The organism is Phaeobacter sp. A36a-5a (assembly GCF_037911135.1).
In the GTDB taxonomy this organism is placed as follows: domain Bacteria; phylum Pseudomonadota; class Alphaproteobacteria; order Rhodobacterales; family Rhodobacteraceae; genus Phaeobacter; species Phaeobacter bryozoorum.
In genome coordinates, this window is sequence record NZ_JBBLYU010000005.1 from 17,816 (window position 1) to 32,084 (window position 14,269).

General features: G+C 60.2%; 12 protein-coding genes. 6 read left to right on the forward strand and 6 right to left on the reverse strand.

Annotation, left to right across the window (positions count from 1 at the left end):
* Positions 1–17: 17 nt before the first annotated feature.
* Positions 18–2,723, forward strand: a complete 2,706-nt coding sequence (locus WLQ66_RS17175; RefSeq protein WP_340547555.1) for a methyl-accepting chemotaxis protein — start codon at positions 18–20, stop codon at positions 2,721–2,723.
* 207 nt (positions 2,724–2,930) lie between these two features.
* Here the strand turns inward: WLQ66_RS17175 and WLQ66_RS17180 are convergent, their stop codons facing one another.
* A complete protein-coding gene (locus WLQ66_RS17180; RefSeq protein ID WP_340547556.1) occupies positions 2,931–4,229 on the reverse strand; it encodes an MFS transporter in 1,299 nt (432 codons plus the stop codon).
* Positions 4,230–4,352: 123 nt separating this feature from the next.
* Positions 4,353–5,258: a LysR substrate-binding domain-containing protein gene (locus WLQ66_RS17185; RefSeq protein ID WP_340547557.1), complete on the reverse strand. Its 906-nt coding sequence runs from the start codon at positions 5,256–5,258 to the stop codon at positions 4,353–4,355.
* 139 nt (positions 5,259–5,397) lie between these two features.
* Here WLQ66_RS17185 and WLQ66_RS17190 point away from each other — a divergent pair, with 139 nt between their 5' ends.
* From WLQ66_RS17190 to WLQ66_RS17200, 3 genes are all read left to right on the forward strand, one after another.
* Positions 5,398–7,008 (forward strand): GMC family oxidoreductase, encoded by a 1,611-nt coding sequence (locus WLQ66_RS17190; protein ID WP_340547558.1) that lies wholly within the window; start codon positions 5,398–5,400, stop codon positions 7,006–7,008.
* Entirely contained in the window at positions 7,005–8,174 is a 1,170-nt protein-coding gene (locus WLQ66_RS17195; protein WP_340547559.1) for a mandelate racemase/muconate lactonizing enzyme family protein, read from the forward strand. The genes WLQ66_RS17190 and WLQ66_RS17195 overlap by 4 nt, the downstream gene beginning before the upstream one ends.
* Before the next feature lie 172 nt (positions 8,175–8,346).
* Complete coding sequence (locus tag WLQ66_RS17200; protein WP_340547560.1) at positions 8,347–8,592, forward strand: DUF1289 domain-containing protein; 246 nt, start codon at positions 8,347–8,349, stop codon at positions 8,590–8,592.
* A 53-nt stretch (positions 8,593–8,645) separates the two neighbouring features.
* On the opposite strand, the gene WLQ66_RS17205 is transcribed toward WLQ66_RS17200, so the two are convergent.
* The 4 genes from WLQ66_RS17205 to WLQ66_RS17220 all read right to left on the reverse strand — a co-directional run bounded on the left by WLQ66_RS17205 (position 8,646) and on the right by WLQ66_RS17220 (position 11,594).
* Positions 8,646–9,119 carry a Dps family protein gene (locus WLQ66_RS17205; protein ID WP_340547561.1) on the reverse strand — a complete coding sequence of 158 codons (474 nt, stop codon included), beginning with the start codon at positions 9,117–9,119 and terminating at the stop codon, positions 8,646–8,648.
* A gap of 106 nt (positions 9,120–9,225) precedes the next feature.
* Positions 9,226–9,666 (reverse strand): hypothetical protein, encoded by a 441-nt coding sequence (locus tag WLQ66_RS17210; protein ID WP_340547562.1) that lies wholly within the window; start codon positions 9,664–9,666, stop codon positions 9,226–9,228.
* A 140-nt stretch (positions 9,667–9,806) separates the two neighbouring features.
* A complete protein-coding gene (locus tag WLQ66_RS17215; RefSeq protein ID WP_340547563.1) occupies positions 9,807–10,475 on the reverse strand; it encodes a GntR family transcriptional regulator in 669 nt (222 codons plus the stop codon).
* 93 nt (positions 10,476–10,568) lie between these two features.
* Entirely contained in the window at positions 10,569–11,594 is a 1,026-nt protein-coding gene (locus tag WLQ66_RS17220; protein ID WP_340547564.1) for a trans-3-hydroxy-L-proline dehydratase, read from the reverse strand.
* 209 nt (positions 11,595–11,803) lie between these two features.
* Between WLQ66_RS17220 and WLQ66_RS17225 the strand changes: the two genes are divergently transcribed.
* Both WLQ66_RS17225 and WLQ66_RS17230 read left to right on the forward strand, forming a co-directional pair.
* Positions 11,804–12,430, forward strand: coding sequence for a helix-turn-helix domain-containing protein (locus tag WLQ66_RS17225; RefSeq protein ID WP_340547565.1), 627 nt, complete (start codon positions 11,804–11,806; stop codon positions 12,428–12,430).
* 197 nt (positions 12,431–12,627) lie between these two features.
* On the forward strand, positions 12,628–14,214 hold the full coding sequence (locus WLQ66_RS17230; RefSeq protein ID WP_340547566.1) for an ABC transporter substrate-binding protein: 1,587 nt from the start codon (positions 12,628–12,630) through the stop codon (positions 14,212–14,214).
* The last annotated feature ends 55 nt before the right edge of the window (positions 14,215–14,269 follow it).

The following is a 14,269-nucleotide window of genomic DNA, read 5'->3' on the forward strand; positions in this document are numbered from 1 at the left end:
GACTCATGGGGCGAATAATGACGAAGCAGACACGTAAACGCGCGACACGGCGGTGGAATCCGTTGTCCAGTATTCGCGCCAAGATGTTTCTTATCCTACTGGCGATGGCGGGTACTTCGGGGGCCATCGGCTATGCGGTGACGCGGGCGTTTGAACAGGTGGCCGGAGATGTGCATGTCCTGTCCGGGGAAAAGCTTCCTGAACTGGAACTGAGCGGTCAGATGACCGCTGCTGCGGCCCGAACCAAGGACGCGATGGTTGCGGTGATGCTGGCTGATACGCTGAATGCGCTCGACTTTGCCAAGAGCGATGTGACAACGGCGGTTCGCGCTCTTGATAGCGCGGTGGAACAGCTGCCCGAAGTGCTCCGTGATGAATTCAAACCAGATCTGGTTATGGTAGAGGAGGCGCTGGATGCCTCCATTGACGCCCGTACCATTGCTTTCAAGAATGCTGCGGCAGTGATCGCGATGACGGCCGAGCTGCAGGAAATGAGCAGCGCCATGCAGGTCACGCTCGCCGAGATGGCAAAGGAGGCCTATTCGAACCTCACCAAAGGCGGTGAGCAGACGATGTCTGCAGTCGATGCGACTTTGACCGATCTGGTCGAGGTGAAATTTGCCACCCTGCAGTCGCTGTTGCAGGCGCGTGCGGAAATCAACCTGATTTCCGGTATAGCCCTTGCCATCGGCGATACCAAGGACCGTGCCATGCAGTCGATCCTGACCGATCTGGCCAAGGCATCGGATGGCCGTCTGAACGAGGTGATCAACACGCTGGAGGTCGAGGCGCCAGGTGTCGTACCGATCTTTGCCATCCGTGATGCTGCTGCGGTGCTGCAGAAGGCGGTTTCGCGCGCGGGTGCTCAGTCCAGCGCCCTGCGTCAGGAGGTGCTGAGTGCGCGCCTGTCCAGCGATACCGAACTGGCCACTGCCGTCGATGACATGGTGTTTGAGGTGACATTGGCGGCTGACGATGCCAGCACCGACAGCAAGAAGGCAATTCAGGGTCTGCTTGCGAATGAGGTCGGTTTTCTCAACACATTGCTTGAGATCAATACCTGGATCAGCAATTTCCAGGTCGCAGCATTGGATGTCGTGACCGCGCAGGGTCTGGTGCAGACCCGCGCTGCTGCCGAACCGATGGAGCGAGCCGCTGCCGCTCTTGCAGACTACAAGACGTTTGACGAAGGACGGCTGGCCGCGCAGCTCGACGAGATCATCACGCTGGCGGCACCCGATCAGGGGCTGGCGGTTTTCCGAATTGCCTCGCTCACGGCGGACGCGGATGCGACCAAAGCGGCCAATGCAACCGCCAATGCGGTGCTTCAGATCGCGAGCCGTGCCTCGCTTCTTGGCTCCGGCAGCCGGGGTGAAATTGCCTATATGGCCACCGACATTGCAGCGACCGTAGACGAGGCTCGCGCCAATATCGAACGGATGCTGATGGTGGCGGGCGGGCTCCTGATGGTGGCGCTGCTGCTGACCCATTTCCTGGTCCAACGACCGCTCAACGCGATCAGCCGGACCACCGAGCGGCTCGCCGATGGTGATCTGAGCCCGATCAAGGGATTTGAGCGCACCAGCGACGAGATCTACCGCATTGCACAGGCATTGACCGTGTTCCGTGACGGGTTGGTGGAGAAAGAGGAACTGTCCAAGGCCACCGAGGAGGAGCGCGCGATCCATCAGGCGCAGCAGACCGCTGCCGTCACGGCGATCGGTCAGGGTTTGGCCCGGCTTGCACAGGGCGACCTTTCGGCGCGGATCAACGAAGAACTGACCGAGGGCTACGCCCAGTTGCAGGCGGATTTCAATCAGACGGTTGAGACCTTGAGCAGAACCGTGATGGATATGGTGCATGTTGCCTCTTCCATTCGCAATGGCGCCGATGAGATCAGCCAGGCTTCCGATGATCTGTCGCGGCGGACCGAAAGCCAGGCGGCGACGCTGGAGGAGACCGCCGCTGCCCTGGATGAGCTGACAGCCAGTGTGAAATCCGCAGCTGAGGGCGCGCGTTCGGTTGAGACCACCACCCAGGCCGCAAAGAGCGAAGCGATCGAGAATGGCAGCGTTGTCAGCAGCGCGGTCTCTGCGATGACGGAAATCGAGGAGAGCTCCAAACATATCGCGCAGATCATCAGCGTGATTGATGACATTGCGTTCCAGACCAATCTTCTGGCTCTGAACGCCGGTGTCGAAGCGGCGCGCGCTGGCGAAGCGGGTCGTGGGTTTGCGGTTGTTGCCTCCGAAGTGCGTGGCCTGTCGCAGCGCACATCCGAGGCGGCGCGGGAAATCAAGACATTGATCAGCGAGAGCTCGAAGAAGGTCGACTACGGCGTCGAACTCGTCGGCAAGGCTGGCACTGCGCTGAGCGGCATCGTGGCACAGGTCGGGCAGATCTCGCAGCAGGTCTCCGATATCGCCGATGGCGCGACGGCCCAGTCCACCGGGCTGCATGAGATCAATATCGGCATGTCGCAGCTGGATCAGGTGACCCAGCAGAATGCGGCAATGGTGGAGCAATCCACCGCCGCCAGCCATATGCTGCGCGGTGATGCGACCAAGCTGGCGGAGCTGGTGGCGATTTTCACCGTAGCAGGAGACGGGTCCGAGACCCCGGAGGCGGTGGTCGATGCCGCTGAGCAACACACGTCCGGTGACGGCTGGGAGGAGCAGGACATGTGGGCTGATGAGCCGGAAGATTGGCAGAACACCGGCTAAGCCTATCCTGATTTAGGTGTCGATTCATCTGTGACCGCAGCCGCCTTAGCGCCGCTGCGGTCGCGGTTTTTGGGGGGACGTTTCTCGGAGCCGCTAAAGACCCGTGTCAGGATCGCGAAGAGCGCGCCGTCGCATCCGGCCTGTATTCGGGCAGCACGCGCTACAGGGCGTAGAGATCGGATCCGCAAAGCCGTTAAGACTCATCGCCTAGCGGCGCGGATGGAGATCATCACCAATCGCGGCATGTCGGTGCTGTCGCCCATGGCCATGCTTGGCCAGATGCGGGTGATCGTCGGGCAGTTCAGGGTGATCATGTGCCACCATATCGGCATTTCCGCGCCATAGCTTCGCGGCGAGCAAGAGACCGACGGCGGCAATCAGCCCGAGCACCAGAAAGGTCGTATTGAAACCGGCGCGGGCGCCGATCTGCCCTGCCAGCGGATAGGTCACCAGCCAGCAAGCATGGCTGAGGGCAAACTGTGCGGCGAAGAGCGCCGGGCGATCTTCTGCATTAGCCGAGCGTCGCAGCAACCGCCCCGTTGGCGTCAGGGCCAGGCTGAAGCCAAAGCCAAGTATCATCCAAAGAACAACCAGAAGCAGGAAGCTGTTGGCCAATGGGCCGAGAAAGAGCCCGAAGGTGAGGATGGCGCCGCCTGCCAGCATCGGCGGACGGTCCGGCATATGGTCCAGCATCCGTGGCAGCAGCAGCGCGGCCAGCATCGACCCGCCGCCAAAGGCCGCAAGGGCGATGGCCACCTCGGGTTCCTGCAGGCCGAAGCTGCCTTTCACCAACACAACCGTATTGACGATGACCATCGAGGAGGCCGCCGCAACGACAAGGTTCAGTGCCAGCAGGCCCCGCAGTCGCGGCGTCGCAAGATAGAGCCGTATGCCACGCGTCGTGCGAGCCCAGATCGTGCGCGGTTTGCCAGGCTGGGGTGATGGGATCGGCACGGATAGCACCAATAGGGCAGAGGTCAGAAAACCGATGACCGTGCCTGCAAACAACATCGGGAAACTGACCACGGTCAGCAGTGCTGCCGCAAGTGCTGGCGACAGCAGGCTTTCCAAATCATAGGCAAGTCGCGACAGCGAGAGCGCGCGCGTATATTCTGCCTCATCCGGCAGCACATCGGGAATGGTCGCCTGAAACGTCGGCGTAAAGCCCGCAGAGGCGGCCTGCATCAGGAAAATGAGGCAATAGATCTGCCAGATATCGGTGACAAAGGGCAGCGCGAGCGCCACACCAGCGCGGATCAGGTCGAGCGAGACCAGCATGGTGCGCCGGGGCAGCCTATCGGCCAGGGCGGCGGCGATTGGAGCGAGGCCGACATAGGCCACCATCTTGATCGCGAGGGCCGTGCCGAGAACAACGCCGGCGTCCTCCCCTGCGATCTGCCATGCCAGCAGGCCAAGCGCAACCGTCGCCAGCCCGGTGCCGAGCAGCGCAATGACCTGTGCGGCCAGCAGGTGACGATAGGTCCGATTTGCAAGAACAGTGAGCATTCCGACCTATTCATATATGTTGACTGGAGTTACCGCGCGGCGCAGCCGCCAGGTCTCTCGTGATCAGGGCGCGGGATTGCCGGGTTTGGCTGGCCTGTCGGCGTGGTCTGTTTCCCGCTGACCCTAGCCCGCCGCAGGCGGTGTGGCAATCGCGGCGGCGACACGTTCGGCAGTTAGATGCGCCTGGGTTTGCAGCCAGTCGACAAGCGTGCTCACCTCAGGCCGATGGCTGTTTCGATCCGAGGGCAGCACCAGATAATGGCCATGCTGGGTCGACAGGGCAATATCGCTGGCGCGGCGCAATGTGCCGCGCTCAAGATACGGCTGGGCAAAGACATCAGCAACCAGAGCAACGCCCAGACCACGGTTGGCCAGTTCAAGTGCAATCAGCGATTGGTCGACCTTGTAGGCTGGTTCGGGGACTGTAACGCCGGGGGCGTGCAGCGCAAAGAAATGGCGCCAGGTGTCGACAACGCCGGTCATTTCGATCAGTGGCAATCTGTCCAATTCGGAGCAGGGGGAAGTGCCTAGCAGGCTGGGTGTCGCCACTGCAATGACGGTGTTCTGGAGCAGCGGCAAGACGGGGCCATCGCGCCAGCTGCCATCGCCATAGCGAATGTCGACATCTATCGATTCGCCCTGCGACAGCTCACTCCATGATGACGACAGCACCCGAAGCCGACTGGCGGGATATTGTTTTCTGTAGTCGCCCAGCAATGGCATCAGCCACAGGAGGTTCAGAGACGTGAGACAGCGCAGGGTCACCTCCTGCTCTGTCCCTTTGCCAAAGAGATTGCAGGTGGTCGCGTCAATATCGGCAAAAGCCTTGGCCACCACGGGCAGATAGGCATGTCCCAGCCGTGTGAGGCTGAGCAGCTTGTGGTCGCGGCGGAACAGCTTGTGGCCCAGCTGCGCCTCAAGCCCGCGAACCTGATAGCTGACCGCAGAAGGTGTGAGGCCCAGCTCCTTCGCCGCCAGTGTGAAGCTGCCGTGCCGCGCACTGGCATCAAAGGCACGGAGCCAATTCATCGGAGGAAGATCGCTGTACATAGGCGCAGAATACCCATGCTGCGAATTTTTTTAAGGTAGCGACGAACTATTTTTCGTTTCCGCTTTGCGATCAGCTTTGTCACGATCTGACGATAAAGACTTTGCGGACGGTCAGGCAGTGACGCGATTTGACTACATTATTATTGGCGCAGGGTCTGCGGGATGTGTGCTGGCGGAGCGGCTGAGCCGCTGCGGCCGCCATAAGGTGCTTGTCCTTGAGGCTGGCGGGCGTGGGCGCTCCCCCTGGATTGCGCTGCCTCTGGGCTACGGCAAGACGTTTTTTGATCCTGCGGTGAACTGGAAATATGAAAGCGAACCCGAGGCGACGCTCGCGGGGCGGCGCGGCTACTGGCCGCGTGGCAAGGGGGTTGGTGGTTCGGGCGCAATCAATGCTCTGGTCTATGCCCGCGGGGTGCCGCAGGATTTTGACGATTGGGAGGCCGCGGGCGCGACGGGCTGGAACTGGGAGACCGTGCATCAGTCCTACAAGGCGATGGAAACCCAAGTGGCGCCCGATGGGCGGCGGCAGGGAAGCGGTGCGCTGCATGTGCAGGATGTATCGGACCAGATACACCCGGCGAACCGGCATTTCTTTGCCGCGGCGGCTGAACTGGACCTGCCGAGTACCGGCAATATCAACGATCCCGGTGGCGAAGGCGCGGCGGTCTATCGGATCAACACAAGCGGTGGTCGCCGGATGCATTCGGCGCGGGCATTTCTGGCACCCGCGCTAAAGCGGATGAATGTGACCTTGATGACCGGTGCGCTTGTGGAACGGATCATTTTTGACGGTCGGCGTGCCGTTTCGGTACAGCTACGGCGGCGCGGCAGATTGATGACGATATCGGCCGGACGTGAGATCATCCTGTCCGCCGGGGCTGTTGCCTCGCCCTGTCTTCTGCAGCAATCGGGGATCGGTCCTGCGGATCTGCTGAGCAGGCACGGGATCGAGGTGGTTCAGGAGCAGGCCCATGTTGGTGGAAATTTGCAGGACCATCTGGGGATCAACTATTATTTTCGCGCCACAGAGCCGACCCTTAACAATGTGTTGTCGCCCTTGACCGGAAAGCTCCACGCCGCCCTGCAGTATGCGATACGCCGCAGGGGCCCGCTGGCGCTGTCGGTGAACCAATGCGGCGGGTTTTTCCGCAGCGCGCCGCATCTGGGCCGCCCTGACCAGCAGCTCTATTTCAATCCGGTGACCTATACCACTACGCCTGACGGCAAGCGTGAGGTGATCCAGCCAGATCCGTTTGCCGGGTTCATTATCGGCTTTCAACCCGCCCGTCCGACCAGCAGGGGCCGGATCGACATTCGCAGCGCCGACCCAACTGCCCCTCCGCTGATTCAGCCCGGCTCTCTCGCGACTGAGGAAGACCGCGCGCAGGTTATCGCAGGGGGGCTGCTCTGCCAGAGGTTGGCAGGCACATCGGCATTGACCCGGCTGATCGAGGCTCCAATGGGGCCTGATCTGCGGCAGATGGCAGATGCCGACATCCTGTCGGATTTCCGCGAACGCTGTGGCACGGTGTTTCATCCGGTCGGGACCTGCCGTATGGGGGCGGATGCAAGCACCGCCGTTGTCTGCCCCAAGCTGAAGCTGCACGGGTTTGACGGGCTGCGGGTCGTGGATGCCTCGGTCTTTCCCAATATCACCTCGGGCAATACCAATGCTCCGACTATGATGCTGGCCCATCGGGCGGCTGATCTTATTTTGGAGGCCGGATGAATACGCCCTATTCAGCCTCGGGTGCGGTGCCGCTGCAGGATGATCGCGGACAACAGGACATCGGGCCGCGCATTTGCCGGATCGAGACATTCTGCACGCCCTTGGTGGGGTTTGTCCGGGTTACCTCGGAGGATGGCCAGCAGGGTTGGGGGCAGGTTTCGACCTATAACAGCGATCTGACCTGCGAGATCCTTCATCGGCAGGTGGCGCCCTGGGCCTTGGGCCGGGGTATGGATGCGCTTGAGGCGGTGATCACCGAGATCCCGCTGCGCGAGCATAAATATCCGGGCACCTATCTGCGGCGTGCGATGGCGGGCTTTGATACGGCGGTGTGGGATTGGCGCGGCCGGGTGGCCGAAAAACCAGTGGCGGTGTTGCTGGGCGGGTCGCCGGGTCCGATCCGGGCCTATGCCTCTTCGATGCGGCGCGATATCACACCACAGGACGAGGCGGATCGGCTCAAGGCCCTGCGTGACAGCCACGGGTTTGACGCATTCAAGGTGCGGGTCGGCGCCGAATGCGGCGAAGACCGGGATGAATGGCCGGGGCGGACGGAGACGATCATTCCGACGATCCGGGCAGCATTGGGAGATCGGGTCTCCCTGCTGGTTGATGGCAATTCCGGGTTTTCCCCGAAACGCGCCATTGAGGTAGGCCAGCACCTGCAGGACCATGGGTATGAGCATTTCGAGGAACCCTGCCCCTATTGGATGCTGGAGCAGACGGCGGAGGTGACCCGCGCGCTGGATCTGGATGTGGCGGGCGGTGAGCAGGATTGGGATTTGCAGGTCTGGCGTCGTATGATCGAGATGCGCGCGGTTGACATCATCCAGCCGGATATCCTGTATCTGGGCGGGATGACGCGGAGTATGCAGGTTGCGCAGCTGGGTGCGGCGGCGGGGCTGCCCTGCACGCCGCATTGTGCGAACCTGTCTCTGGTTACCCTGTTCACGATGCATTTGCTCCGCGCCGTCGATCTGCCCGGGCGCTATCTGGAATTCTCTATCGAGGGCGATGACTATTATCCCTGGCAGCGGGATCTGTTTGTCACTGATCCATTCCGCATCGACAACGGTCAGGCGACGGTCACTGATCAGCCCGGCTGGGGCATCGAGATCAACCCGGAGTGGCTGTCAAAGTCGACATATAACTGTAGCGAGATTTAGATGTGCCCTGTGCGCTTCTGACGGCCGGTTGGTTCGGCGTCAGGGCGCTATCGAGCTGGCGCGCGAGTGGGGGTGTCGAGAAATTGACAAAAACACTCGTCTTTGTGGTTGCAGAGTGACCCGTCTCGCCCCATTTGTGGGCAAAGATGCCCGGTAACGCATAAGGTTCGATATGCCCAAGACTCCCAGCCCCTGCATTGATGTCTGCAAATTCAAGCGTGAGGGACATTGCATCGGCTGTTCGATGACCAAGGCCCAGAAGTCGCTGTTCAAAGCGTTGAAGAAAGACAGCCACAGGCGCGCGTTTGTCAGGATGCTGACCGCGCAGCAGGGCCAGCTGGGAAAATACACACATTGGGACCTTGCCTACCGCAAGAAACTGGCAAAACGAAAAATCGCGGCAGAGGAGATCCTCTGACCGCGATTATATGTCGTTACCGGCTAGGTTGTTCACCCACCGCCGTTGTCGTGTCAGCCCGCCAGATGCGAGCGCAGGAACCAGGCAAATTTTTCATGGGTCTGGCCGCGCGCAATGCACAGATCCTCGGTCAGCGTATCACCATGATCGGCGGCTAGCGCACCACAGCCTGCAAGGGTCGCGGCGAGGGTTTCCTGCGCCTCCATCATGATCCGGATCATTTCCTGATCGGTCGCATGGCCGTCGTGTTCGGCAACTTTGGAGCGTTTCAGCATCCCGGCCAATGTGCCCTCGGCATGGGCATCCAGTGCACGTACGCGCTCGGCAAGGTCGTCCTGCCCCAGAAAGTGATCTTCGTAGATCTTCTGGAACAGATCATGCAGCGGGCCGAATGCCATGCCCTTGACGTTCCAGTGGAAATTCTGGGCCAACATCGTGGTGACAGCGGTTTCTGCCACGGATTGGTTCAGAGCATCGGCGATTGCGGTTTTGGCATCGGTCGAGAGTGCAGCAGCGGTCTGTGTCATCATTTTCCCCATTGTTCCATAAAATAGCTGGCTGGCAGGAAGCTGGCTTGCTGTGACACACAACATAGCCATCCGGGGGCATATGGCAAGAGTTTTTAGAACGATTCTAATACTTAGGAAATTGCTCGGAAATACGGCCCAGAAGAAACCCGATGTAGCGCCGCCGCGCCGGGTCGATTTGCGACCGCAGCAAGAAGCCGAGGCTGTCATAATCCTGTGCTGATACACAGGACAGGCAGCGCATCACCCAAGCTTCGTCGAAGGAGACCTCTGCCGTGCCGGGCCGAAACCATTTGATTCGACGTGGCATTGCCTCTGGCAGGCATTTCACAAAAGTATCGACATAGGTGCGTCTGGCATCCTCTCCATCGACACAGAGCAGCGCGCAGGCTTCGAACAGATCGGTCCGCGCAGCGGCGCGGCAGCCCATCGCCGCAAGACGCAACGTATTGAGTGCAATATATTCCTGCTCATCGAGCAGGGGGGTACTGCGCAACCGGTCAGGGGCCGTCACCTGCGGCAGGGACAAGGTCTGCACTGGCATCATGGGTGATGAATCCGTCTATCTAGAGGGGCACTCGGGCACCCCGGCTAATTCCTGACTAAATATATTGGTTTTATGGGCGCTCACAAGAGATGAACAGGCGCGCCAGTAAAATTCGCGCTGTATGCCCTGCGGCGGGCGTATTAGCTGCGGTTCTCCGCAACCAGCGCCAGCAGCTCTTCCTTGGTGCGGGAAATATGTCGGGTCAGGGCATCGCAGGCGGCCTCCACATTGCGGGCCTGCGCCAGTGCGAGGAGGTCGCGATGCTCGGCCTTGGCGGGTTCGCGCTGTTTCATCACGCTGAGATGCATGCGCACAAACCGGTCGGAATGAAGGCTGAGCCCCTGTAGCATTTCATTGGTCAGCTTACGTTCGGCAGCAGCATAGAGCGCAGAGTGGTAGCGGTGGTTCAATGCGCCCCAGGTTGCCACGTCATCAGCATCATAGGAGGCGTCCATTTCATCCAGGATCTGGCTGCATCTTGCGAAGTCAGTGCTGGTCATCGCAGGGATCGAGCGACGGAACAGATCGACCTCGACCAGGATGCGCAGATCAAAAATCTCCGCGATTTCGCGCAGGGAATGTTTGGTGACTGTTGCCCCGCGGTTATTCGCAAAAAGGACCAGCCCCTCGGCATCGAGCCGCTTCAGAGCTTCGCGCACCGGCATCCGCGAGACATCGTATTCCTCTGCCAGTGCCTCCTGGCGGATCGGTTCACCTTCGGCAAGTTCACCACTCAGGATACGCTCGCGCAAATCGGCGGCGATCACGTCGGGAAGGGTGCTGCGGGAGATGGCGCGCTTGGCTGCCATGGGAGCCTCATGGGTCGGGGTTACGTAGGTGCCAATCTGGCGGTTGTTGTTCGGGTGTGCCCTGCTGGGCCGCGCGGATCAAGGGGCAGGGCATCACGCCCCCCAGGTGTCGCTCAGCCTGTAGCCACCGGGCCAGGGGTCATCGGGGTCCAGCATGTGCTGGTGTATTCCCGTGATCCAGCCACGCCCACTGATTTCCGGAATGATGGCGGGCTGGCCTCCGACGGTTGTCTGGTCGGCGATCCGGCCCTTGAAACTGGAGCCTATGATCGACACTGCCTCAAACTCCTCATCTGCGGTCATTTCCCCTTTGGCCAGCATCAGGGCCATTCGGGCCGATACTGCGGTTCCGGTGGGTGAACGATCCACCTTGCCGGGCTGGATGGCCACGGCAGAGCGACTGCGCCACCCGATGTCGGTGCGCTCCAGCGGGCCGCAAAATGCACAGAAGGAAATATGCGACCAGTCGGGATTGTCTGGATGGCTGAAACCCAGCTGCTCATTTGCCGCATCCAGAATGCAGGTTCCGATCTGTGCCAGGGCCTTGGCCTCTGCGTCGCAGATGGTCAGATCCAGATCGGCGGCCTGTACGACCACAAAACTATCGCCGCCATAGGCCGTATCCACATAGAGCGTACCGATCCCCGGGACATGCAAGGCAACGCCAATTGCCTCTGCAAAACTGGGAACATTGCGGACAAATATCCGCTCCGCTTTGCCATTTCTGCATTCGGCGCGCACCTTGACCAGCCCCCCTGGCGCTTCCAGCGTCAGATGCGTTTCCGGTTCCTGCATGGGCAGAATGCCCCCATCCAGCAGCACGGTCGCAACGCAGATCGAATTCGATCCGGACATAGGCGGCGTGTATTCGGGTTCCATAATGATAAACCCCATGTCGGCGTCGGGATGTTTGGGGGGCACCAGCAGATTGACGTGCCGGAACACGCCGCCGCGGGGTTCATTGAGGACAAAGTTGCGCAGGGTCTGGTCCTGCGCGATGAATGTGCGCTGATCCCAGAGTGTGGCGCCCGGCGGCGGTGCCACGCCGCCGACGATGACATCACCCACTTCGCCCTCGGCATGGGCGGAAATGACATGTACGGTCCTGGTGCTGCGCATCTAGGTCTCCTGCGGTTCCGGCGGGCTTGGGGCGGGCTGAAAGGTGGTCAAGGCAATCGATCGCCTGTTTCTGATGTAGCACTACAATAAATTTTAGTATATGTTTTCCTGAAGCCCACATCACAGATCATGACCAAACAGGTTCGGCTGGTTGGATGGGTCACTTTGGTCAGCGCGGTGTCGGGCTGCCGGAATTTCAGGATACGGATATGGACGCCTCAGAGACGCGCAAGACAGAGACCATAAAGGCAGGCGCCAGCAAGAAAACGCGCAAGAAGGACAATTCCGAGCAGCTTGGACACGCGATCCGCCGCCGCCGCAAGGCGATGGGGATGACAATGGTGCAGGTTGCCGAGGACACTGAACTGACGCCCGGGTTCATTTCTCAGGTTGAGCGGGGCATCAGCACGCCCTCGCTGTCCTCGCTGTTGTCCATCGCTGCCGCCCTGCAAACCAGCGTAGAGCAGCTGTTGAGTGTTGAGGAAGAGTTTAGAGAGTATATCCATAAGGATAACCGGCAGACCTACGCTCTGGGAACCAACGGAAGATTGTATGAGAAGCTGGGGCCGGGGTTTTCCGGCGCGCTCTGCTACCCGTCGATCATTCACCGCCCACCTGGTCATGTCTCGGAGAAGATGTGCCACGAGGGCGAGGTGTTCTGCTACCTGATCTCGGGGCAGCTCGAATATCATCTGGGGGATTCGGTGCATATCATGTCGCCGGGGGATACGGTTCACCATGACTGCTCGAAGCCGCATTATTCGATCGTTTTGAGTGACGAAGAGGCGGTTGAACTTTGGGTGAGCACCATGCCGATGAAGAGCTCTGCCCGCTGAAGGATCAGGCGCAAATGCGCATATCTCTACCCTCCGGCCTTGGGGCTGATGCGGCAAGTTCGGCGTCCATCTGCAGTTGAGCTACCGGAGATTTCTACCGCAATCAGAACTTTTGCTAAAAATAATTTTAGTAATTTTAAAACCCACGCTATGCTTCTCCACATGAGACGGAGAATCGATCTGGGAGGATCTCACAAATGACAAGAAAACTGGTGGCGGCCGCAGCTGCCCTGACCACGGCACTGACCGTACCGGCGCTGGCGCAGGATCGCGGCGGCGTGCTGAACTTTGCCCGTTACGACGGATCGACCTTGATCGACCCGATCTATGCGGATCGCAATCCGGATATCTGGATGGTTGGCAGCCTGTTCGACACGTTGCTGCGCCCCAGCGACGATGGAAATTCGGTCGTTCCTGGCCTCGCCGAGACATATAATGTCTCTGAAGATGGCACCACGGTGACCCTGACATTGCGCGACGGGATCAAATTCTCCGATGGCACACCGCTGACCGGAGAGGACGTGGTGTTTTCGCTGGATCGTGCTCGCAATGCTGATCTGAGCCCGTGGGCGGGTCTCCTCGGTACATTGGATACAGTTGCCAATAATGGAAACGAGATCACCCTGACCCTCTCGGCACCGGATCCGACGATCCTGTCGATGCTGGCAACCTTTACCACCGGCATCGTGTCCAAAGCCGCGTTCGAGGCCGCCGAAGGCGCAACGGATCAGGAGAAGTCAGCCGCCATCTTTGCAGCAAAGAGTGCGGGCGTGGGCACTGGCCCCTTCTATCTCTGCGGGTTTGAGCAGGGCACATCGATGGATTTCTGCGCCAATGAGCACTACTGGCGCAGTGGCTCGGACGGCAAACCGCTGCCCTATCTGGACGGTGTGCATTTCGAGATTATCCCCGATGATGCCACCCGTATCCTGAAGCTGCAGGCCGGTGAGATGGATGCGGCGGAATTCATCCCGTTCTCGCGTGTGGCCGAGCTGGAGGCGGATCCGAACATCGATATGAATCTGTTCCCCTCGACCCGGATTATCTATTCACCGATCAATACCCGCCCGACGCGGGCAGATGGATCGCCCAATCCGCTGGCGGACGAGCGGGTGCGTCAGGCGCTTAATTATGCCACCAATAAACAGGCCCTGATCGGGTTGGTGCTGCAGGGGGCCGGCAAGCCCATGACCTCGCCTCTGATGGCGGCGGCGACCCAGCTGGCGACATCAACTGATCCGCTTTATGGCTATGATCTGGACAAGGCAAAGGCCTTGATTGCCGAGGCCGGTCTTGAGCCCGGAACCGAGATCACCTTTACGACGCTGGCCGGATCGGCGGATGACAGCACCATTTTTGCAGCGCTTCAGCAGATGTGGGCGCCTTTGGGCATCGAGCTTAAGGTGGAGCAGGTCGACAATGCCACCCGTGGCGCGAAGAACCGGTCGGGTGAATTTGACATCCATACCTATGGGTGGGTCAATGATGTGAATGACCCAAGTCAGGTCACTGGTTGGCTCGGTTACTTCCCCACTGCGAAGGCCGTTGGCACAGGTTGGGAGAACGAGAAGTTCAACAGCCTGTTTGAGGCCTCGGCAACGGAAATGGATTCGGGTGCGCGTGCTGGTCAATATGCCGAGATGCAGTCGATCTATGCCGAGGCGGCGCCGCTGCTGTTCATGTACGAGACCCCGTTTGCGGTGGCCCTGTCAAAGAAGGTCAGCGGCTACGTGCAGACACCGCTGGGCAACAACCTCTTTGAGGAAGCGTCGATCAGCCGCTGATCAGTTTCGCCCTGCAATGTAAAAGCACCGTCAGCCCTGGGGCTGGCGGTGCAGA